General features: G+C 41.9%; 21 protein-coding genes. 9 read left to right on the forward strand and 12 right to left on the reverse strand.

The window, feature by feature from the left end; translation table 11 throughout:
• Nucleotides 1-244: 244 nt before the first annotated feature.
• The 7 genes from recN to VM932_RS15920 all read right to left on the reverse strand — a co-directional run bounded on the left by recN (nt 245) and on the right by VM932_RS15920 (nt 6,759).
• The gene (recN, locus tag VM932_RS15890) at nt 245-1,897 is read right to left on the reverse strand and encodes a DNA repair protein RecN (protein WP_326280137.1); all 1,653 of its coding nucleotides are present in this window, start codon (nt 1,895-1,897) and stop codon (nt 245-247) included.
• A 46-nt stretch (nt 1,898-1,943) separates the two neighbouring features.
• Nucleotides 1,944-2,834 carry a type IX secretion system protein PorD gene (gene porD / locus VM932_RS15895; protein ID WP_326280139.1) on the reverse strand — a complete coding sequence of 297 codons (891 nt, stop codon included), beginning with the start codon at nt 2,832-2,834 and terminating at the stop codon, nt 1,944-1,946.
• A complete protein-coding gene (gene coaBC, locus VM932_RS15900; protein ID WP_326280141.1) occupies nt 2,827-4,032 on the reverse strand; it encodes a bifunctional phosphopantothenoylcysteine decarboxylase/phosphopantothenate--cysteine ligase CoaBC in 1,206 nt (401 codons plus the stop codon). The genes porD and coaBC overlap by 8 nt, the downstream gene beginning before the upstream one ends.
• 5 nt (nt 4,033-4,037) lie before the next feature.
• On the reverse strand, nt 4,038-4,364 hold the full coding sequence (locus tag VM932_RS15905; protein ID WP_326280143.1) for a DNA-directed RNA polymerase subunit omega: 327 nt from the start codon (nt 4,362-4,364) through the stop codon (nt 4,038-4,040).
• 24 nt (nt 4,365-4,388) lie between these two features.
• Complete coding sequence (locus tag VM932_RS15910; protein ID WP_428979756.1) at nt 4,389-5,222, reverse strand: outer membrane protein assembly factor BamD; 834 nt, start codon at nt 5,220-5,222, stop codon at nt 4,389-4,391.
• Between the two features lie 108 nt (nt 5,223-5,330).
• Nucleotides 5,331-6,221, reverse strand: coding sequence for a 4-hydroxy-tetrahydrodipicolinate synthase (dapA, locus tag VM932_RS15915; protein ID WP_326280147.1), 891 nt, complete (start codon nt 6,219-6,221; stop codon nt 5,331-5,333).
• Between the two features lie 4 nt (nt 6,222-6,225).
• Nucleotides 6,226-6,759, reverse strand: coding sequence for a DUF6913 domain-containing protein (locus VM932_RS15920; protein ID WP_326280149.1), 534 nt, complete (start codon nt 6,757-6,759; stop codon nt 6,226-6,228).
• A 7-nt stretch (nt 6,760-6,766) separates the two neighbouring features.
• Between VM932_RS15920 and VM932_RS15925 the strand changes: the two genes are divergently transcribed.
• Together VM932_RS15925 and VM932_RS15930 are read left to right on the forward strand one after the other, a co-directional pair.
• Nucleotides 6,767-7,588, forward strand: a complete 822-nt coding sequence (locus VM932_RS15925) for a 5'-nucleotidase (RefSeq protein ID WP_326280151.1) — start codon at nt 6,767-6,769, stop codon at nt 7,586-7,588.
• Between the two features lie 194 nt (nt 7,589-7,782).
• Entirely contained in the window at nt 7,783-8,694 is a 912-nt protein-coding gene (locus VM932_RS15930; RefSeq protein WP_326280153.1) for a metallophosphatase, read from the forward strand.
• A gap of 406 nt (nt 8,695-9,100) precedes the next feature.
• Here VM932_RS15930 and VM932_RS15935 read toward each other — a convergent pair whose 3' ends face one another.
• The 4 genes from VM932_RS15935 to VM932_RS15950 are packed head-to-tail and all read right to left on the reverse strand — an operon-like array spanning nt 9,101 to nt 12,784.
• Complete coding sequence (locus VM932_RS15935) at nt 9,101-9,394, reverse strand: hypothetical protein (protein ID WP_326280154.1); 294 nt, start codon at nt 9,392-9,394, stop codon at nt 9,101-9,103.
• The gene (gene ligA, locus VM932_RS15940) at nt 9,391-11,391 is read right to left on the reverse strand and encodes an NAD-dependent DNA ligase LigA (protein WP_326280156.1); all 2,001 of its coding nucleotides are present in this window, start codon (nt 11,389-11,391) and stop codon (nt 9,391-9,393) included. The genes VM932_RS15935 and ligA overlap by 4 nt, the downstream gene beginning before the upstream one ends.
• Nucleotides 11,388-12,299, reverse strand: coding sequence for a peptide chain release factor N(5)-glutamine methyltransferase (gene prmC / locus VM932_RS15945; protein WP_326280158.1), 912 nt, complete (start codon nt 12,297-12,299; stop codon nt 11,388-11,390). The genes ligA and prmC overlap by 4 nt, the downstream gene beginning before the upstream one ends.
• A complete protein-coding gene (locus tag VM932_RS15950; RefSeq protein WP_326280160.1) occupies nt 12,299-12,784 on the reverse strand; it encodes a GNAT family N-acetyltransferase in 486 nt (161 codons plus the stop codon). Before VM932_RS15950 ends, prmC begins: the two co-directional genes overlap by 1 nt.
• A gap of 30 nt (nt 12,785-12,814) precedes the next feature.
• On the opposite strand from VM932_RS15950, the gene ribD reads away from it, so the two are divergent.
• Genes ribD through VM932_RS15970 form a run of 4 tightly spaced genes read left to right on the forward strand, consistent with a single transcriptional unit; the run spans nt 12,815 to nt 15,940 of the window.
• Nucleotides 12,815-13,867, forward strand: a complete 1,053-nt coding sequence (ribD, locus tag VM932_RS15955) for a bifunctional diaminohydroxyphosphoribosylaminopyrimidine deaminase/5-amino-6-(5-phosphoribosylamino)uracil reductase RibD (protein ID WP_326280162.1) — start codon at nt 12,815-12,817, stop codon at nt 13,865-13,867.
• Entirely contained in the window at nt 13,860-14,462 is a 603-nt protein-coding gene (locus VM932_RS15960; RefSeq protein WP_326280164.1) for an HAD family hydrolase, read from the forward strand. The genes ribD and VM932_RS15960 overlap by 8 nt, the downstream gene beginning before the upstream one ends.
• Nucleotides 14,463-15,326 carry a DMT family transporter gene (locus VM932_RS15965; protein ID WP_326280166.1) on the forward strand — a complete coding sequence of 288 codons (864 nt, stop codon included), beginning with the start codon at nt 14,463-14,465 and terminating at the stop codon, nt 15,324-15,326.
• Nucleotides 15,326-15,940, forward strand: coding sequence for an IMPACT family protein (locus VM932_RS15970; RefSeq protein WP_326280168.1), 615 nt, complete (start codon nt 15,326-15,328; stop codon nt 15,938-15,940). Before VM932_RS15965 ends, VM932_RS15970 begins: the two co-directional genes overlap by 1 nt.
• Nucleotides 15,941-16,045: 105 nt before the next feature.
• Here the strand turns inward: VM932_RS15970 and VM932_RS15975 are convergent, their stop codons facing one another.
• Entirely contained in the window at nt 16,046-16,444 is a 399-nt protein-coding gene (locus VM932_RS15975; protein WP_326280170.1) for an acyl-CoA thioesterase, read from the reverse strand.
• A 201-nt stretch (nt 16,445-16,645) separates the two neighbouring features.
• Here VM932_RS15975 and dnaA point away from each other — a divergent pair, with 201 nt between their 5' ends.
• From dnaA to VM932_RS15990, 3 genes are read left to right on the forward strand one after another with little or no spacing between them, the layout of a single operon-like run.
• Complete coding sequence (gene dnaA / locus VM932_RS15980; RefSeq protein WP_014031343.1) at nt 16,646-18,070, forward strand: chromosomal replication initiator protein DnaA; 1,425 nt, start codon at nt 16,646-16,648, stop codon at nt 18,068-18,070.
• Between the two features lie 18 nt (nt 18,071-18,088).
• Nucleotides 18,089-18,541: a low molecular weight protein-tyrosine-phosphatase gene (locus VM932_RS15985; RefSeq protein WP_326280172.1), complete on the forward strand. Its 453-nt coding sequence runs from the start codon at nt 18,089-18,091 to the stop codon at nt 18,539-18,541.
• Nucleotides 18,542-18,545: 4 nt separating this feature from the next.
• Nucleotides 18,546-19,274: an SAM-dependent methyltransferase gene (locus VM932_RS15990; RefSeq protein WP_326280174.1), complete on the forward strand. Its 729-nt coding sequence runs from the start codon at nt 18,546-18,548 to the stop codon at nt 19,272-19,274.
• Nucleotides 19,275-19,389 lie beyond the last annotated feature (115 nt).

The raw sequence follows: 19,389 nt of genomic DNA on the forward strand, positions 1-19,389 counted from the left end.
TTGGCATCAAGTCCTCCCTTAATCTCCCGAAACAGGTTCGGGACAGGCTCTCCAAGGGAGGGAAACTTCTCCCCTTGGGGAGACCGGAGAGGGGACTATGCATAAAATTTATAGAACCTAAAGTAACTGCAATAAAACCTGACTACCGTTGGACAATTTTGCAGGCCTACCTGCCGGCAAAGGCAGGGTTTTAACTTTTAACTAGAAAGTAAATTAAGGGTGACAAATTTTTCATCAAAATACTTTATTGCAGCAGCTCCTTGGCGTGGGCCAATGCGGATTCGGATAAGGACTTACCACCCAACATTTCGGCCAGTTCACGTACACGCTCATCCGTGCTTAATTGTTTGATGTGTGTGCTTGTTCCTTCCGCACCTTCTTCTTTATAGACCTTAAATTGGTAGTTTCCTTTTGATGCTACCTGCGGCAAGTGGGTAATGGAAAACACTTGCATGGTACTGCTCATTTGCTGCATAATCTCCCCCATTCGGTTGGATATTTCTCCCGAAACCCCTGTATCGATTTCATCGAACATCATGGTGGGGAGGTTTTCATACTCGGCCAAAATAGATTTTATAGTCAGCATAATACGGGAAAGTTCCCCGCCTGATGCTACTTTTTTCAGTTCGCCATAATTGGAACCCTTGTTCGCAGAAAACAAGAACACCAAATCATCTTTTCCATTGGTTTTGAACGATTTGGATGGATTTACCTTAATATTAAAAGTAGCTGAAGGCATACCCAAAGATGTCAAGTTTGCCTGAAGCCTTTCGTTCAATTTAGGGATGACAACCTTTCTGCCATCACTTATTTTTTGCGCCCAAGCATCCACTTTTTTGGTAATCGCAGAAACCTCTTCTTTTTTTGCTTTGATTTTGGACTCAATATTGGCCACGGCATTCACTTTTTGAGCTAATTCCTCACGAATTGCAATCAATTCGGATACTGAATCGGTATGGTGTTTTTTCTGCAGGTCGTACAATTGTTGTAATTGTCCATTAACCACCTCCAATCGTTCTGGATTGGCCTCTACCTTATCCTTTAATTGTTCCAGTTCAGAAGCGATATCGTCAGTTTCAATCAATACGGATTGAATTCTATGGCTCAACGATTTATAGTCAGCCCCAAAATCCGTTAAACCTTGAAATGCCCGTTTTAAATCGGTAAGCCTGCCTACAATGCCCAATTGTTCGTCATTCAATAATTGATGGCCTGCGGACAATTGCTCCATAATCTGCTCAACGTTGCTCAATTGCTCATATTCGGCCTCCAGCTCTTCCTGCATGCCTTCTTTGAGCTTTGCAGCCTCTAATTCTTCAAGCAAAAAACTGTTGTAGTCGTGTTCCTTATCTGCTTCAGTCTGAAAATCCTCCAATTTTTGGAGTTCTTTGGATGCAGTGCGCAATTGCTCAAGCTCTCTGGTATATGCAGAAAGATTTTCAGAGTTATCTGCCAAAGCATCCAACACCTTCATCTGGAAATCATTTTCGGTAAGGCGCATGGTTTGGTGTTGGGAGTGTACATCCACCAATTGGTCGCCCAATGTCCGCATAACATCCAAAGTAACCGGGGAATCGTTCACAAATGCCCTGGATTTTCCGCTGGGCAGTATTTCCCGACGAAGAATGGTCTTATCGTCATAATCCAAGTCATTATCCTCAAAAAAAGACTGGAGTTGATATTTGGACACATCGAACTCTGCCTCTATCACGCATTTTTGTGTTGTATTTTTCAGTGATGATAGGTCGGCCCGCTTACCCAATACCATGGAAAGACCTCCCAAGAGTATCGATTTTCCTGCCCCGGTTTCTCCAGTTATTGTGGTGAATCCGTTGGAAAAAGAAACACTTACATCATCAATGAGTGCATAATTTTGGATGGATAGATTTACTAGCAATATCGAAGATTTTACCCGTAAAGATAAACCTCTTTATAGAACTGCACTAGTAATTTATTTCATTCCACGTGCTGGAATAAAATGGAGCCACTTTGTTTAGGGTTTCCTTGAGTTTTACGATGTCCACTTTAGGGCCATCGGAAAAGATGTTCTGGATTTCCTCGGACTTGGCATCAAAAAAAGTCTGAATCAGAAAGGCATTGGGCCTTCGGCTTATAAGGGTTTCAAACAGGCGAAGACTTCCTGCAATGATTTGTTTGCCCGTACTATTGTTGTCAGCCAAGATATCGAGCCCTTTTCTGTGGTAGTTGTACATGGCGATGCGATACTCCCTAAAAGAGTTGCTCAATAGGTTGTCTACCAATTCAAAACGGCTGCGATTACCAGTATCCTGACTCCATCCGCTATAACTGGAACTTTGTGCCTGTGTTACAATATTTTGGGCCTGACGGTAGAAGTCGTTCCCGCCTTCCAAAGAAAAGGTATCGGCATCCAACCCTAAAATAATATAGACATAGTACGAAATAACACCTACTAGATTGGAATTAAAATTGTTTTGATTATACACCAAAGGTTGAAATTCCTGATACTGAAAATTAAAGGAATTGTCCTTGTAATTGAACACGGGGCTTTCGTATGTGGTATTGAATACGGGTCGTGTAGACTGAATTTGGATATTGGCCTCAAAACGGTCCGATTCGTATTGAGTTACCGTAATGAACATACGTGCATTTACCCGCTCATTTTCACGATAAGTCCTGTTCGTCCACTTGGTTTTGTTCACAAAATCGTTGAGGGAACGTTCCAAAGTCCTGAAAATCTGCTGGTTGGTCTGCCCCACTTGGTCAGAGTTCACGGTTACCTCACAATTCAGTTCTTGCGCCGGAAGAGCAAGGGTAACAAGCAATAGAAAAATGGAAAACAGTATGTTACGCATGGATTCTGGAGATGATTTCTTGCCAAATATCGGAAGCCACTTCGGGCTTCGTCTTCAAATCAAACGTTTTTATCTCCAAATTCTTATCTATAAAGGTGATTTTATTTGTGCTGCCTCCAAATCCCGCACCATTGTCTTTTAATGAATTAAGGACAATGCCGTCCAAATGCTTTCTTTTGAGCTTGCCTTTGGCATTTTCCAGTTCGTTCTGGGTCTCCAAGGCAAAACCTACCAAAAATTGATTCTTTTTGTTTTCGCCGAGCGACATGAGAATATCCGGAGTACGTTCCAACTCTATGAACATTTCACCTTCCTTTTTCTTTACTTTTTCCGCTGCGATGTATTTAGGCCGATAATCAGCCACTGCAGCAGCACAAATGACAACATCCATGTCTGCATAATAATTATGGCATGCTTCGTACATTTCCTGTGCAGAGGTTACCCGTATCAGTTGAATGGAATTGTGGTCGATGCTCAAGTGCGTAGGCCCTGAAACCAAAACAACCTTTGCTCCCAAATCGCCCGCTTTTTTGGCCAGCTCAAATCCCATGGTTCCGGTGGAGCGATTTCCCAAAAAACGAACGGGATCAATAGCTTCATGGGTGGGCCCTGCCGTAATCAGTACTTTTTTTCCTGATAGCGGGAGTCCTTTGGCCAAATCTTCCTGAATGAATGCTACAATGTTCTCAGGTTCTGCCATACGACCTTCTCCGTGCAAGCCGCTGGCCAAATCACCGGATTCTACCGGAATCATGGTGTTACCAAAAGATTCAAGTTTATCCAGAGAATTTTTGGTGGACGGGTGTTTGTACATATCCAAATCCATGGCCGGAGCAAAGTAAACCGGACATTTCGCAGATAGATAAGTGGCCAAAAGCAAATTGTCGCAAGTTCCGTTGGCCATTTTGGACAACGTGTTGGCCGTGGCAGGGGCAATCAGCATAATATCTGCCCAAAGACCGAGTTCCACGTGGTTGTTCCAGGAGAGGCTTCCATCTTCTTCGTTCACAAAATCCATCAAAACTGGGTTCTTGGAAAGTGTGGACAATGTAAGGGGCGAAACAAAAGAACTGGCACTCTGGGTCATTACAACTTTGACCCGGGCACCAGCTTTAATCAGTAAACGAACAAGAAATGTGGTCTTGTACGCGGCAATTCCCCCGGAAATTCCTAAAAGGATATTTTTACCGCTAAACATTTTTCTTAGGCGTCTTTCACTGTATTCCTGTAGTAAATTTTATCTTCCAACCACTCTTGCACTGCCAAAGCGTGTGGTTTTGGCAATTTTTCGTAAAACTTGGAAACTTCGATTTGTTCTTTGTTCTCGAATACTTCTTCCAAGCTGTCGCTGTATGTGGCGAATTCTTCAAGCTTTTCCAACAATTCCTTTTTTATTTCTGAATTGATTTGGATTGCTCTTTTGGCCGTGATGGAAATGGCTTCGTAAATGTTTTCGGTTTTTTCGTCAAACTCGTTTCTATTGAGTGTTACTGTGGAAACCGGGGCCTTGGTGTTTTTCAAATCTTGCATGTGCAGTGGTTTAAAAACTAATTTTTATTTGGATAAGGACGTTGAATATACGCTCAATTCCTGTTGAATCGTTTCAGCAAGTTGGTCTGCTTCTTTTTTGAATTTCGATTCCGGAAAATAGCGCATTAAATTGTTATATGAGTCAAGAGCATCTTCCAATCGCTCTTTCTTCTTGTCCATTGTACTGTTCAAAGCCAGCTCTGTAGCTGCTTCAATTCGGTAATAAAGGGCTTCTTCCCTATATACCGAACCTGGATTATCAGTTATAAAATTATCGAACGCAGTTATAGCTGAAATTAAAACAGGTAGGTTAAATTTTCCTAATTTGTTGAATTGTTTCGCTATTTCTATCTGTTTCTTCTCTTTCTTGGTGGTCAACTCCTTGGCCATGGCGTTGGCTTCCTCAAAATATTCCGATTCGGAATAATTGTTGATAAAGGTTTGGAGCTTCAACAAGGCTTTATCTGTTTCTGTCTGGTCCAAAGAATATCTTGGAGACAGCATGTAGTAACTTTTTGCTCCCAAAAAGCTCGCTTCTTGGATTTTATCGCTTCGCGGATACGATTTTATAAAGCGTTCGAACTGATAGCCCGACAAATAATAATCACCGTTTTTGAAATAACTGTCGGCAAAAAAGAACATTACCCGCTCTCCTTGGGGCTTACCAACGTATTTGGGTGCAATTTGCTCAAACAAACGAACTGCCCTTTTATAATCACCCTCGTTGTACAGCTTTTCGGCCATATCGTATTTGGCCTTCACATCGGTTTCCTTCAGTACCTTTTGGTACTCGCTACAGGATACAAGGAATGCCATTGCACAACAAAAAAGGAGTATTGACCTCATATTCAAAAACATTTTGCAAAATTAGTGATATTGAATGGATATAAAAAATGAATTTTCACCACTCAAATGTAAAGGGTACAATAGCCAATCTCCAATAATTTGGGCAACATTTAACGAATTTTAAACACGGGCCCTGTCCAGTGACTTTAGCGAAGCGCTTATTTTTTCTTTTAATGCAGGTGTCGCCTCAACCAATGGAAGCCTAACGGTTGCTCTTGAAATGCCTTTGTTCTCGAAGATACTTTTGATGCCTGCCGGATTACCTTCCTCAAAAATAAGGGACATTAAAGCCGATAGTTTGTGGTGGATTCCGTAAGCCTCTTTTGCATTGCCTTCCAAACCCAGTTTGATCATATCCGAAAAAAGCGTAGGCAATCCCTGGCCCAAAACCGAGATAACTCCGGCCCCTCCGGCCAAAACTGTTGGCAATGCTGTGGCATCGTCACCGGAAATTACCAAAAAACCTTCTGGTTTGTTTTTGATGATTTTATCTATCTGTACCGAATTTCCGCAAGCTTCTTTGATTCCTACGATATTGGAAAAATCATGGGCTAGCCTTAAGGTAGTTTCGGGCAGCATATTGCTTCCTGTCCTAGACGGCACATTGTATAGTACAATTGGTATGGGAGATGCTTCGGCAATCATTTTAAAATGTTGGTATATGCCTTCTTGCGTAGGTTTGTTGTAATATGGCGATACGGAGAGAATGGCATCAACCTCGGACAGATCCAATGTTTTTAATTCGCTGGCTACAGCCATTGTGTTGTTTCCTCCCACACCAAGCACCAGCGGAAGCCTGCCAGCATTGGTGCGCACTACAATATCGACCACCAATTGCTTTTCCGCTTGGGAAAGGGTTGCAGATTCGGCTGTTGTTCCCAATACCACCAAATAATCCACACCTCCTTGAATATTGTGTTCAACTATCCTTTCCAAGGCAGCTACATCTACCGATAAATCTTCTCTGAACGGGGTTACCAATGCTACTCCTATTCCGATTAACTGTTCCATTTGTTCAAATTTCGTTTAAGATCTTTAAATACTTTTTCAACTCACTCTTGAACAATTTAAAATTATTCAAGGGTATGTTTAAGATCAAATCGTTGAGCTTGGGGTCTTGGGCACCTAATCCAACCTTGAGCCGAGCGGGGGTTTTTACCGACAACAGCTTCATCATTAAATTGTCCTCTTCGTAATAATTGACCAACATATCGTATTCCCTGCCCAAAAACTCAAGAACGTAGCTGTTCTCTATTTCGCCTTTCCAACCCAAGTCCTTATCAGAGAACATTTGTATGGTGTAAGGTGAATTTTTGTCATACTCCCGCTTATAGCCAATAATTTTTATAGCGTTGGGCCTTAATCCGAACTCATCAATAAGCTCATAAAAGGTCTCCGCCTTCTGGAAATTATCAACATCCACTATGCAGCCAACGCTGGTTATTCCCTTCTCTCTGGTCACGGACTTCGAGGGCTTTTCCATTTCTTCCTGTAAATATTTAAGCCCGGATTTAACCTTAAATTTGTCTTGGAGTCCTTTCAAAAACATATTTTTGATGATTTTTACAAAGGTAAATAATCTACCAAGACGACTTAACAAAGATACGCACGTGAACAATCTAAAATTCAAACAATTTGTTACGTTTATAACTTTTTGTTTTTTGCTCTCCTGTAAAAATGATATGGGGAAACTTACGGAAATCAAAGGCAAGCAAATTCCCATCGACTCTACCATTGCCCAAAGCGATTCCATAGCCAGCTTTGTGGAACCCTACAAAAATAGGATAAACGAAGTACTGGATAGCACTTTGGCCTACGCTCCAAAACCGCTATTGTTGAACGATGGAGAACACACCTCATCCATGGGCAACTTAATGGCGGACATTGTTTTCGAACAGGCTTCCCCTATTTTCAATTCCAGAACAGGAAAAAAATTGGATTTTGTTGTGTTGAATGCCGGCGGGGTACGTTCTATAATTTCCGAAGGCAATGTAAGTGCCCGCAACGCTTATGAAGTAATGCCCTTTGAAAACTATATTGAAGTAGTTGAACTAAGCGGCTCTGCTACACGACAGTTGATCAATTTTGTGGCAAAATCTTCCCGCAGACACCCTATATCGGGTATTCAAATTATTACGGACAAGAACCGTTCCCTGCAAAACGTGAACATACAGGGACAGCCTTTTGACGAAAACCGAAATTACTACGTGGCCACATCCGATTATCTGGTAAATGGTGGCCCCAGTGTTGGTTTTTTTGATGAAATTATTTCAGCGACCGAAACTGATTATCTTTTACGAAATGCCATAATCGATTACTTTAAAAAAGTAGACACCTTAAAAGTTGTGACAGATAATCGTTTTATACAATTGGATTAAGCTAAACTGAGCAACAGAATTTAAAACTACTATCGATTGAAAATCCATAGGCTTTGAAAAACAATGAAACTGCAAACTGTTATTAAGTTACTTAGTTATTTGGATGATACGCTTTAATAACTCAATACCCTTTATGATATGTACATAACCCCAAAGCCTTGCACTAAAGTGCAATATAAACTAACGATTGACCAATGAAAAGAAGGGACTTTATTACCAACACCACTGCTGCCACCACTTTAATTGGTTTGGGAGGCCTTAGTTTAAGTTCGTGTTCCAATTTAGGGAAAAAGCACATCACAATTTTGCACACCAATGATGTGCACAGCCATATTGATACCTTCCCCGCTTCCCACTCCAAATTTCCGAACTTGGGAGGAATTGCGCGCAGGGCCACTTTGGTGGAACAGATCCGCAGCGAAAACCCCAATACGCTGCTTTTTGATGCCGGCGATATTTTCCAGGGCACCCCATACTTCAACTTTTATGGGGGCGAATTGGAATTTAAATTGATGAGCAAGCTCAAGTACGATGCATCCACAATTGGCAACCACGATTTTGACAATGGCATAGATGGATTGTTGGCCCAAATGCCCCATGCCGCTTTTGAAATGATTTCCGCTAACTACGACTTTTCCAATACCGTGATGGATGGTTATGTAAAACCTTATAAAATCTACATGGTTGATGGTGTAAAAATCGGAGTATACGGACTTGGTATTGAATTGGATGGATTGGTGACCCAAAAACTGTACAAAGAAACCCAATACCTGAACCCTTACGAAATTGCCCTTGATATGGAGAAGCAATTGAAAGAGGAAGAACAATGCGATTTGATAGTCTGTCTTTCGCACTTGGGCTACGATTACAAAAATTACGAAAGACCGTGCGATACCCGATTGGCACAACAAACCTACCATACTGATTTGATTATTGGCGGACACACACATACCTTTTTGGACAAACCCGATGTACGCACCAACCAAAACGGAAATTCCGTGTTAGTGAATCAAGTGGGGTGCTTCGGCATTAATCTGGGCCGAATCGATTTTTATTTCGATACGGACAAAAATGCTTCAGCTAATGGTGTAAGTATTGCGGTTTGATGTTTGTAAGAAACAAAAAGATCTTTTCGAGCGACCGCCTGCTGGCAAAGGCAGACAAGAAGTGATAGGTTAAAAAAACATTAGATAGGAAGTCCTCCCATAATCCCTCTTCTCCCCTTTGGGGAGACCAGAGAAGGGACGAGTGCAGCAAAGTAAATTCCTACCCACGGCAGACTCGAATTTCTCGCATGGCCACGAATTACTTTATGTCATTTTGAACCGACCAGCGGGAGCGTGAGAAATCTATTTTGTGGCGTGTTCCCAGCTTTCTTTAAAAAATGGACTCCTGCCTTCGCAGGAATGACAAACTCAAGCATCAAGTTTGGAGTTATGAAGTTATTGAATTATTGAGTTAGTGCCTACTGCAAACAGCCAATGCTTACTGCCACTGCAAACTGTAAATTGATCAGAGGTTGGCCTCGACCAAAACTTTTAACTCTTCCTCCAAACTAAACTGGGGAAACGGCTTGCCCGCTTGACGGTACCAATAGCCTGCATTCCACTTGTCGCCTTCCTTTCGGTGCAGGTAGGCGTGGATCCAACTACCCATGGACGAATGGATATCTTGGGCAATGTCATGGGAAGATTCCCAATCCCCTTTAGCATCAAACCAAAGGGATTTTAAGGATTCAGACCATTCCTTCGGAGGTGTATTTTCTTCTAATGTAGATTCAAATTCTTCGAACGTTTTGGGTTTCATGCTTCCAGTTTTTGCAAAAATTCCTGTTCTGATATGATGGGCACCCCCAGGCTTTCCGCTTTTGTTTTTTTACTTGGCCCCATTTTGTCCCCTGCCACCAAAAAACTTGTTTTTGAAGATATGGACGAAGACACCTTGCCCCCGTTGTCCTCGATTATCTTTTTTAAATCGTTTCTGCTGATAGATTCAAACACACCGGAAACCACAAAGGTCTGTCCCTTGAATTTATCCGTTTGGTTTTCCAATTGCTCCTCGGACAATGAGAATTGCAATCCGTAGGATTTTAACCGATCAATAATCTCCATATTGGCAGGCTCCGAAAAAAAGCTGACCACACTTTCCGCAATCCGTTCACCGATTTCATCCACTACAATCAATTGTTCTTGAGAGGCAATCATCAAAGCATCAATATTTTTGAAGGCTTTTGCCAGTTTTTTGGCAACCGTTTCACCTACATATCTAATACCCAAACCAAAAAGCACCCGCTCAAACGGAATTTCCTTGGATGCCTGTACGCCATTCACTAAGTTCTCGGCCGATTTTTCGGCCATACGTTCCAATGGCAAAATTTGTTCCTTGGTCAAGGTATAGAGGTCTGCATAATTGCTGATCAAACCCTCTTTAAAGAGCAATTCCACCGTTTCGCCGCCCAAACCTTCAATATCCATGGCCTTTCGGGAAATAAAGTGTTGGATGCGACCGGTTATCTGAGGGGGACAACCCATATCGTTTGGACAAAAGTGCTGGGCCTCGCCTTCCTTACGGATCAATTCGGTGCCACATTCGGGACAGTGGGTAATATACTCGGTAGGTTTGGAATCAGGATTCCGTTTGGTAAAATCGACCTTAATAATTTTAGGTATGATTTCACCTCCTTTTTCCACAAAAACAGTATCTCCTTCGCGGACATCAAGCTTTGCAATTTGATCGGCATTGTGCAAGGAAGCGCGTTTTACCGTGGTCCCTGCCAATAACACGGGTTCCAAGTTGGCAACAGGCGTAATGGCACCAGTACGCCCAACTTGATAGGTGATTTTGTTTAAAGTTGTAGTGACCTGTTCCGCCTTGAACTTGTAGGCCATGGCCCAACGTGGTGATTTGGCCGTATAGCCAAGCTCTTCTTGGTGCTGGATGCTGTTTATCTTTACCACTACCCCGTCTGTTTCGTAGGGCAGATTGTGACGATTCACTTCCCAATAATCGGCAAACTGCATCACTTCTGCTGTGGATTTGCAAAGTTTGGCCACCGTCGGTACTTTAAATCCCCAGGACCTTGCTTTTTCCAAGACTTCAAACTGAGAGGTTACCCCAAGATTTTCACCTGCAATGCTGTACAAAAGACATTCCAAAGGACGTTGGGCCACCAAGGAACTATCCTGAAGCTTCAAACTCCCGGATGCGGTATTTCTAGGGTTCATGTACGGGTCTTCACCGGCTTCAACTCGCGCTGCGTTCATTTTTGCGAAGCCTTCGAGGGTTAGGATGATTTCTCCTCGAATATCAAGTTTTGGCGGGTAGTCTCCTTTTAATTGCAAAGGAACCGATTTTATGGTTTTGATGTTGTTGGTCACATCATCACCTTGAAAACCATCGCCCCGAGTGACGGCTTTTACCAATTTTCCGTCCTCATAAGTTAGGCTGATGGAAGCTCCATCATATTTCAACTCGCAGGTAAATTCCACCTCTGCATCCCCAAGAATGCGCTGAACCCGTTTCTCCCAATCCTCCAGATCTTCCTTGGAATACGAATTGTCCAGGGAATACATGCGGTGTTCGTGCACCACGGTTTCAAAGTTTTTGGTGACCATTCCCCCTACTCGTATGGTAGGCGAAGTGGAATCATAAAATTCAGGGTGCTCCGCTTCCAATTTTTGAAGCTCTTCGAGTTTCATATCAAATTCATAATCGGAAATGGAGGGCTCATCGAGCACGTAGTATTTATAATTGTGTTCCCTTAGCTCATTGCGTAGGGAGGTTATTTTATCTTGGATGTTCATTTCTTAATTGCTTTTAGCATTCTATCGTTGCCAAAGATGTCTTTTCGCAGTTCAATTTCCGAAAAATTATGGGCTTTGAAAAGTGCTTCGGTTTCCTTGCCCAAATATTGGTTGATTTCGAAGTACAATCTTCCATTTTCCTTTAGATGCCTTTTCGAAAAGTCCATAATGGCTTTGTAAAAAAGCAATGGATCTTCGTCGGATACGAAAAGGGCCGTGGATGGTTCAAAATCCTTTACATTTTTTTTGATTTCCTCCTTTTCCAACTCCCTGACATAAGGTGGGTTGGATACGATGATATCGAAATCAAGTCCAGGGTCAAGTTCAGGGTCAAGGATGTCATGCTTTAAAAGGGTAACATCAACTTTGTTGGATTCCGCATTTTTTTGTGCCACTTTCAGCGCTTTTTCAGAAACATCCAAGGCAAACACTTTGGCATTGGGAAGATGTTTTGCCAAGGCAATGGCTATGCAACCGCTACCTGTTCCGATGTCCAGAATTTGCAATGAACGGTCATTGAGCGGAGTCGAAATGACGCTTCGACTCCGCTCAGCGTCCAGTTTAAACTGTTTCTTTTCCTGACAGTCGGCCAAAATCCACTGCACAAGCTCTTCGGTCTCCGGACGCGGGATTAGCACATTTTCGTTCACAGATAGTTCCAAATCCATAAAATGGGCCGTTCCCAAAATATATTGAAGGGGTTTTTCCAACTTTAATTGCGAGAGCGCTTCAAAAAGGGGTTGTTCTTCTTCTTTGGTCAATGTTAGGCCAGGCTGAATCGCCAAAATAAAGCGTTCCAGTTTTAGGTAATGTTCAATGCAAGCATAAAAAAAAGAATTGACTTCTTCTTTGGGATAGATGTCACCCAGTTCCTTATAAAAAATATCTTTGATTTCTTTTAGGAGCATTACAACTTTTTAAGCATCCAAACCGGGCAGGAATAATGTCCTGTATTCCCCATGGGAGCATCGATGTACTCAAAACCGTTTTTTTTGTACAACTTTTGGGCGGCTTCCATGTAGGGCATGGTTTCCAGATAGCAGGCTTCGAAACCAAACTCCTTGGCTTTTTCCAAACAGGCTTCAATCATTTTGGCGCCAAGCCCTTTTCCCCTGGCTTCTTCCAAAAAGTACATTTTTTGAAGCTCACAGACATTCCCATCATAGTTGTCCAATTGCGCTACGCCGGCACAACCTATAATTCGTCCCTTGTGCTCTACCACAAAGTAAGCCGCCTTTGGCACATTGTAATTGGAATACATATCGTCCAAAGCTTTATCGGCATAAGCAGTCCCCACTTTGGGCACACCCATATCCTCGAAAACTTTTCGTATTACTTGGGCCACCTGTGCGTTATCTTCGGGGGTTATTTCACGAATCACCGTATCTCCCATATTCTGTTTTTATTGTTCTATTTTTGCGGGGTGAATATACATCAAAAATACATCCTTCGCTGTATAGAACTTGGCAAAAAAGGGCTGGGAACCACGGCTCCCAATCCAATGGTGGGCTGTGTGATCGTTCACAATAAAAAAGTTATCGGTGAAGGATTTACCGCCCCCTACGGAGGTCCCCATGCCGAAGTGAATGCCATCAACTCGGTCAAGGACAAGAGTTTGCTGAAGGAATCATTATTATATGTTACCTTGGAGCCTTGTTCCCATTATGGGAAAACACCTCCTTGTGCGGATTTGATAGCCAAGCACCAACTCAAAGAAGTACTTATCGGGTTACAGGATCCCCACGATAAAGTGGCGGGCAAAGGCATCAAAAAATTGGAAGATGCGGGATGCAAGGTCACGATAGGTGTTCTTGAGGATGAATGCAGACAACATCACAAACGGTTTTTGACCTTTCAAGAGAAAAGAAGACCTTACATTATCCTAAAATGGGCGGAATCCGATGATGGTTTTTTGGCGCCCGATGCATCTTTGCGAAGTGACAATCCCGAACCGTTTTGGATTACCAACCCATATTCGAAACAATTGGTGCATCAATGGCGCAGCCAAGAACAAGCCATTTTGGTCGGCACCCGAACCGTTTTGGAAGACAATCCTAAATTGACTACCCGCAACTGGGCCGGAAAAAACCCAATTCGTGTGGTTTTGGACAAGGATTTGAAGATTGATGCAAGCTATCACCTTTTGGACACATCCGTGCAGACCATTGTTTTGACAACAATTGAAGATGCATCAAAATATATTGAGGGTGTTGTGTATGTTGTGATTGATTTTTCAAAACCATTGGCCATGCAAATCTGTAATGTGCTCCACCAACACAACATTACCAGCGTGATTGTTGAGGGTGGAGCAAAAATGCTTCAAACCTTTATTGATGAAAACCTTTGGGACGAAGCTCGGGTTTTTAAAGGTTCCGTTTGTTTTGAAAATGGTTTGCCAGCTCCAAAATTGCAGGGAACTTTACATCATCAAGAAAAGATATTGACCGACACCTTATCCTTTTATACCAATGATTAAAAATATTATTCTCGATTTTGGCGATGTGCTCATCAACCTGGATAAACCTGCCACGGCAAAAGCTATGGTACAGCACGGCTTTACCGAGTTGACACCAAATTTGGAAACTTTGTTTCAAAATTATGAAAAAGGCCTTGTAGCTTCTTCGGATTTTTTAGGCGAGGTATCCGCACATTTCCCAAAGGCCAGCAGGGAATATTTAATACAAGCTTGGAACTCCATTCTTTTGGATTTTCCAGAGTACCGATTACAATTTATTGAACAGCTTGCTGCGGAAAATCAATATAAAATGATTTTGTTGAGCAACACCAACGACCTACATATTGAATGTGTAAAGGAGCAAATGGGTATGGAGCGTTTCAACCGATTCAAAAATGTATTCGACGTTTTCTATTTGAGTTATGAGATAGGTATGCGCAAACCAGACTCCGAGATTTTTGACTTTGTCTTGGAGGATAACCAGTTGATGGCCGAAGAAACTTTTTTTGTGGATGATGTTACCGAAAATACCGATGCCGCAGCGCAATCGGGTATTCATGTCTGGAACTTACAGGTCGGCAAAGAGGACATAACCCAATTAAAATCAAAATTGTAAATGATATATCTGATCTTGAGCGTTCTGAGCTCTACCTTGATTTTTGTGGTGTTTAAACTGTTCGATGTGTTTAAAATACAGACGCTTTACGCCATTATAACCAACTATGTGGTTGCCTGCGCAGTCGGGTTTTTATTGTACGATGGTCCCGTTGGTGTAAGCGACTTTACCGGCAAACCTTGGTTGATCGGCCCTATATTGTTGGGCGTGCTTTTTATTGTGATTTTTAATTTGATGGCCAAAACAGCACAGGTGTCCGGGGTTTCGGCAGCATCGGTAGCCACTAAAATGTCGTTGGCCATTCCTGTGATAGTGGGTGTTTTATTGTATGGAGAGCATTTAAGTATACTGCAAATTATTGGAATTATATTGGCATTAGTGGCTGTTTACTTGGCATCTATAAAAGAGGAAAGCATTAGCATAAACAAAAAGGCCCTGATACTTCCGCTGTTGGTGTTTTTGGGTTCTGGTATTATTGACACCAGTATCCAATATTTTGAAGAAATTCATTTGACCGATCAAGAAATCCCTGTTTTTTCTTCCATGATTTTTGGGTTTGCCGCTTTGACCGGATTCATTTTTGTTGGGATCAAAGCAGTCAAAACTCCATTAAAAGTCAACTTTAAAAATACATTGGGAGGCATTGCCCTTGGCGTACCGAACTATTTCTCCATCTATTTTTTGATTCGTGCCCTTCGTTCCGATATTTTAAGCAGTGCTGCTATTTTTACTTTGAACAATGTAGCCATTGTAATGTGCTCCACTCTCTTCGGTATTTTACTCTTTAAAGAAAAGTTGAGCCTTAAGAACTGGAGCGGGGTTGCCTTGGCCATTTTGAGCATAATATTGGTAGCTTTGTTCTGATGGAGAAAAAGGAAGATGTTTACAAGACCGTTAACAAACCATCGCCCGAGATTTTATACAAGGACCGAAAAAGCAAATTCTATGCTGAGGTCCATCCCATTGCTTCGGAAGATGATGTAAAACCGATTGTAGAGCAGCTTCGCAAAAAATACCATACGGCCAACCATGTTTGCTACGCATGGCAGCTCGGAACCGAAAAACCGTCCTATAGGGCCAATGATGATGGCGAACCCAACAATTCGGCGGGTATGCCCATTTACGGACAAATACAATCTTTTGGCGTGACCAATGTGCTGGTTACCGTTACCCGGATCTTTGGTGGCACCAAACTTGGTGTTGGTGGTTTGATCCAGGCATACAAAACTGCTGCACAGATGGCCTTGGAAAGTGCCAAGATTGTTAAGAAAACCATTAAGGCGGAATTTAGGTTACAATTTGGTTACCCGGAAATGGACAAGGTGATGCGAATTATCAAACAGAAAGATTTGGACATTGTTTCCCAAAAAATGGAGCTGGATTGTGAGCTTGATATTTCGGTTCGGTTAAGTGAATCAGAAGAAATATTTCAACTTTTCGACGAAATGCATGGTGTAGATGTGATCATGATGGATTGATTGGGTCAAGATCGCTTTGCTGTTGGACAAAAGAACGCTGCATTGTTAGACATAAGAACAAAGACTCCCGACACCTGACTTCTGACTTCTGACTTCTGAAAAAATTCAATCATCCAGTTTTTCCAAAATATAATCAGGACATTTTATGGGCCTACCCGTTTTTTTATCCATAAACGCCAAAACGGTATTTGCGGTGGCCAACAACTCGCCTGACTCGTTGATCAAGGTATAATCGAACTCAATTTTTACCATTGGTTTGGATTTGAGTTGCGTCTTTACAGTTAACAAATCATCGTACAGCGCAGACTTTTTGTAGTTGATGTGTAAGGAAATTACGGGTAGCATTATGCCATTATCCTCCATACTCTTGTAGGTAACCCCCATGGCTCTCAACCACTCTACCCGACCCAATTCAAAATACTGTGCATAGTTTCCGTGGTAAACAACCCCCATTTGGTCGGTTTCTGCATATCGAACCCGAAAAGAATATGAATTTAGACCCATTTTTAACTGAAAAATTATATATTTAAAGGCTTGCTTATTTTGAGAGTAACATGCGAAAAAAAAACAAAACTTTCAATGCTGATTTCATTTTTTTTTTAAAAGATTTGTTCACATATTTGTCGCATCCATTGAGCATCTTATAACCCTTTAGATGCTTGCTCTTAAATATTAAAGCTAACCATTAAACAAGGAAAAACTTCTATGAGTGTTACTGCTAATTCCGTATGGAACAACTGTTTGGTTTTTATCCAAGATAATATCCAACCGCAGGCATTCAAAACATGGTTTGAGCCCATCAAACCTATAAAGTTAGCCGATAAGGCGCTTAGCATTCAAGTACCCAGTAAGTTTTTCTACGAATGGCTCGAAGAACATTATGTAAAGCTTTTAAAAGTTGCCTTGACGCGTGAGTTGGGGAGCAACGCAAAGCTCATCTATGTTATAAAAATGGAGAACAAGTACGGCAACAAGGAACCTTTTACGGAACAAATACCAAGTTCCAACCGTACTGCTGTGGGACCACAGGAATTGGATGTGCCGATTACCTCTAAAAGTCCCGAATTAAAAAACCCGTTTGTGATACCTGGTATTCGAAACATTAAAATTGAATCCCAGTTAAATCCCAATTACAATTTTGACAATTTTCTGGAAGGAGACTCCAACCGTTTGGCAAGATCGGCCGGTATGGCCGTAGCCAACAAACCCGGGGGAACATCATTTAACCCATTATTGGTTTTTGGTGGGGTTGGTTTGGGGAAAACCCACTTGGCCCATGCCATTGGGGTGGAAATAAAAGATAAGTATCCTGAAAAGACCGTTCTCTATATTTCTGCTGAAAAATTCACGCAACAATATATTGAGTCGGTAAAAAAGAATACCCGAAACGATTTTATCCACTTTTACCAATTGATAGATGTTCTTATTATTGATGATGTACAATTCCTATCGGGTAAATCTGGAACACAAGATGTTTTCTTTCACATATTCAACCATTTGCACCAAAACGGCAAGCAGGTGATTTTGACATCGGACAAAGCACCTGTGGATATGCAAGACATTGAACAGCGTTTGTTGTCACGTTTTAAATGGGGACTATCGGCAGAATTGCAAAATCCCGATTACGAAACCCGAGTATCCATCTTAAAGAACAAGTTGTACCGAGACGGGGTCGAGATGCCTGAAGACATCATCGACCATGTGGCCAAGAACATCAAAACCAATATCCGAGAGCTGGAAGGTGCCATCATTTCATTGATTGCACAGTCTTCCTTCAACAAACGTGAGGTTACTCTGGAATTGGCGCAACAAGTAGTGGAAAAGTTCGTAAAAAATACCAAGCGCGAAGTATCCATCGACTATATCCAAAAAGTGGTCTCTGATTACTTCGAAATGGATGTTGCCACGCTTCAATCCAAAACAAGAAAGCGCCATATTGTTCAAGCCAGACAATTGGCCATGTTCTTTGCTAAAAAATTCACAAAAGCATCCTTGGCAAGTATTGGTTCACAAATTGGAAAGCGCGATCACGCGACCGTACTGCATGCGTGCAAAACAGTGGACAATCTTGCTGAAACGGATAAGCAATTCAGAAAGTACATAGAGGATTTGAGCAAGAAGTTCTCCTAAAACTCCACAACAACATTTATGAAAACCAAAGTTTTGATGGTCTGCTTGGGAAACATTTGCAGATCACCTTTGGCCGAAGGCATTCTACAATCCAAAATTGATTCGAATTCCGTTTTTGTCGACTCTGCAGGAACGGCGGGATACCATGTTGGCAACCCGCCGGATGAACGTTCCATAGCAGTCGCCCGTAAATATGGACTTAACATTGAGCATCAGAAGTGTAGAAAATTCTCAAAAGAGGATTTTTCGGAGTTTGATTATATATATGTTATGGATCGAAGCAATTTTTCCGATGTGGCCAGCCTTGCAAAAAATCAAGAAGATGCAAGCAAGGTTAAGTTATTGCTCAGCGAGATAGAATTGGGCATCCAAGAGGTGCCCGACCCTTATTATGGTGGCGATGATGGCTTTGAAAATGTATACCAAATGATCGATAGCGCTTGTGAGGTAATTGCGAAAAAACTAAATTAATCCCATGGAAGAGGAAAAACCTGGTTTAGTCGTAGGCAAAATCTATTTAATCCCCACAGCCCTTGGAGACAATGCACCTTTGGAAGTGTTGCCTATTTCGGTAAAGGGAACCATTGAACGAATTGACCACTACATTGTGGAAAATGAGAAAACAGCCAGGCGATTCATAAAACGGGTATGCCCCAACAAATCGCAACCCGATCTCCATTTACAATCATTGAACAAATACACCGATCCAGAAGAAATCCCTTCATTTTTGGATCCATGCATTCATGGTTTTGATATAGGTGTGTTATCCGAAGCTGGATGCCCAGGTATTGCTGATCCTGGAGCAGATGTGGTTCGTGTGGCGCACGAAAAAAGAATCCAAGTGGTTCCGTTAGTGGGCCCCTCCTCCATTTTAATGGCCATGATGAGCAGCGGGATGAACGGCCAGAACTTTGCTTTTAATGGTTATTTGCCCATTGACAATGCCGAACGCAAAAAAATGATGAAAGGCTTAGAGCGATTATCCCGAGACAAAGGGCAATCCCAAATTTTCATGGAAACGCCTTATCGGAACAACAAACTGGTAAAGGAACTTTTAAAAACGCTGCAAAAGCCGACCCGGTTGTGCATTGCCTGCGACATTACATTGCCAACGGAATTTATTTCAACGAAAAGCGTTCATGAATGGAGTGAAATTGAGTTGGATTTGGACAAGAGACCAACGATATATATTATTCAAGCATAAAAAAAGCCCCGGATTTTCGGGGCTTTTTTTAGTTATCAATCTGTCCCGTCCTGAAATAAGTTGACACAAAATCAACTTATTTATGAAGTATTCAGAAAACCCGAGGAATAAGCGC

Source organism: Flagellimonas halotolerans (assembly GCF_035818535.1).
In the GTDB taxonomy this organism is placed as follows: Bacteria; Bacteroidota; Bacteroidia; order Flavobacteriales; family Flavobacteriaceae; genus Flagellimonas; species Flagellimonas halotolerans.

Excerpts from the sequence above, each read along its gene's own strand:
- porD (WP_326280139.1), bottom strand. The coding sequence starts at position 2,834 with ATGCGTAACATACTGTTTTCCATTTTTCTATTGCTTGTTACCCTTGCT.
- coaBC (WP_326280141.1), bottom strand. The coding sequence starts at position 4,032 with ATGTTTAGCGGTAAAAATATCCTTTTAGGAATTTCCGGGGGAATTGCC.
- VM932_RS15905 (WP_326280143.1), bottom strand. The coding sequence starts at position 4,364 with ATGCAAGATTTGAAAAACACCAAGGCCCCGGTTTCCACAGTAACACTC.
- VM932_RS15910 (WP_428979756.1), bottom strand. The coding sequence starts at position 5,222 with ATGTTTTTGAATATGAGGTCAATACTCCTTTTTTGTTGTGCAATGGCA.
- dapA (WP_326280147.1), bottom strand. The coding sequence starts at position 6,221 with ATGGAACAGTTAATCGGAATAGGAGTAGCATTGGTAACCCCGTTCAGA.
- VM932_RS15920 (WP_326280149.1), bottom strand. The coding sequence starts at position 6,759 with ATGTTTTTGAAAGGACTCCAAGACAAATTTAAGGTTAAATCCGGGCTT.
- VM932_RS15925 (WP_326280151.1), top strand. The coding sequence starts at position 6,767 with ATGATTTTTACAAAGGTAAATAATCTACCAAGACGACTTAACAAAGAT.
- VM932_RS15930 (WP_326280153.1), top strand. The coding sequence starts at position 7,783 with ATGAAAAGAAGGGACTTTATTACCAACACCACTGCTGCCACCACTTTA.
- VM932_RS15935 (WP_326280154.1), bottom strand. The coding sequence starts at position 9,394 with ATGAAACCCAAAACGTTCGAAGAATTTGAATCTACATTAGAAGAAAAT.
- ligA (WP_326280156.1), bottom strand. The coding sequence starts at position 11,391 with ATGAACATCCAAGATAAAATAACCTCCCTACGCAATGAGCTAAGGGAA.
- prmC (WP_326280158.1), bottom strand. The coding sequence starts at position 12,299 with ATGCTCCTAAAAGAAATCAAAGATATTTTTTATAAGGAACTGGGTGAC.
- VM932_RS15950 (WP_326280160.1), bottom strand. The coding sequence starts at position 12,784 with ATGGGAGATACGGTGATTCGTGAAATAACCCCCGAAGATAACGCACAG.
- VM932_RS15960 (WP_326280164.1), top strand. The coding sequence starts at position 13,860 with ATGATTAAAAATATTATTCTCGATTTTGGCGATGTGCTCATCAACCTG.
- VM932_RS15965 (WP_326280166.1), top strand. The coding sequence starts at position 14,463 with ATGATATATCTGATCTTGAGCGTTCTGAGCTCTACCTTGATTTTTGTG.
- VM932_RS15970 (WP_326280168.1), top strand. The coding sequence starts at position 15,326 with ATGGAGAAAAAGGAAGATGTTTACAAGACCGTTAACAAACCATCGCCC.
- VM932_RS15975 (WP_326280170.1), bottom strand. The coding sequence starts at position 16,444 with ATGGGTCTAAATTCATATTCTTTTCGGGTTCGATATGCAGAAACCGAC.
- dnaA (WP_014031343.1), top strand. The coding sequence starts at position 16,646 with ATGAGTGTTACTGCTAATTCCGTATGGAACAACTGTTTGGTTTTTATC.
- VM932_RS15985 (WP_326280172.1), top strand. The coding sequence starts at position 18,089 with ATGAAAACCAAAGTTTTGATGGTCTGCTTGGGAAACATTTGCAGATCA.
- VM932_RS15990 (WP_326280174.1), top strand. The coding sequence starts at position 18,546 with ATGGAAGAGGAAAAACCTGGTTTAGTCGTAGGCAAAATCTATTTAATC.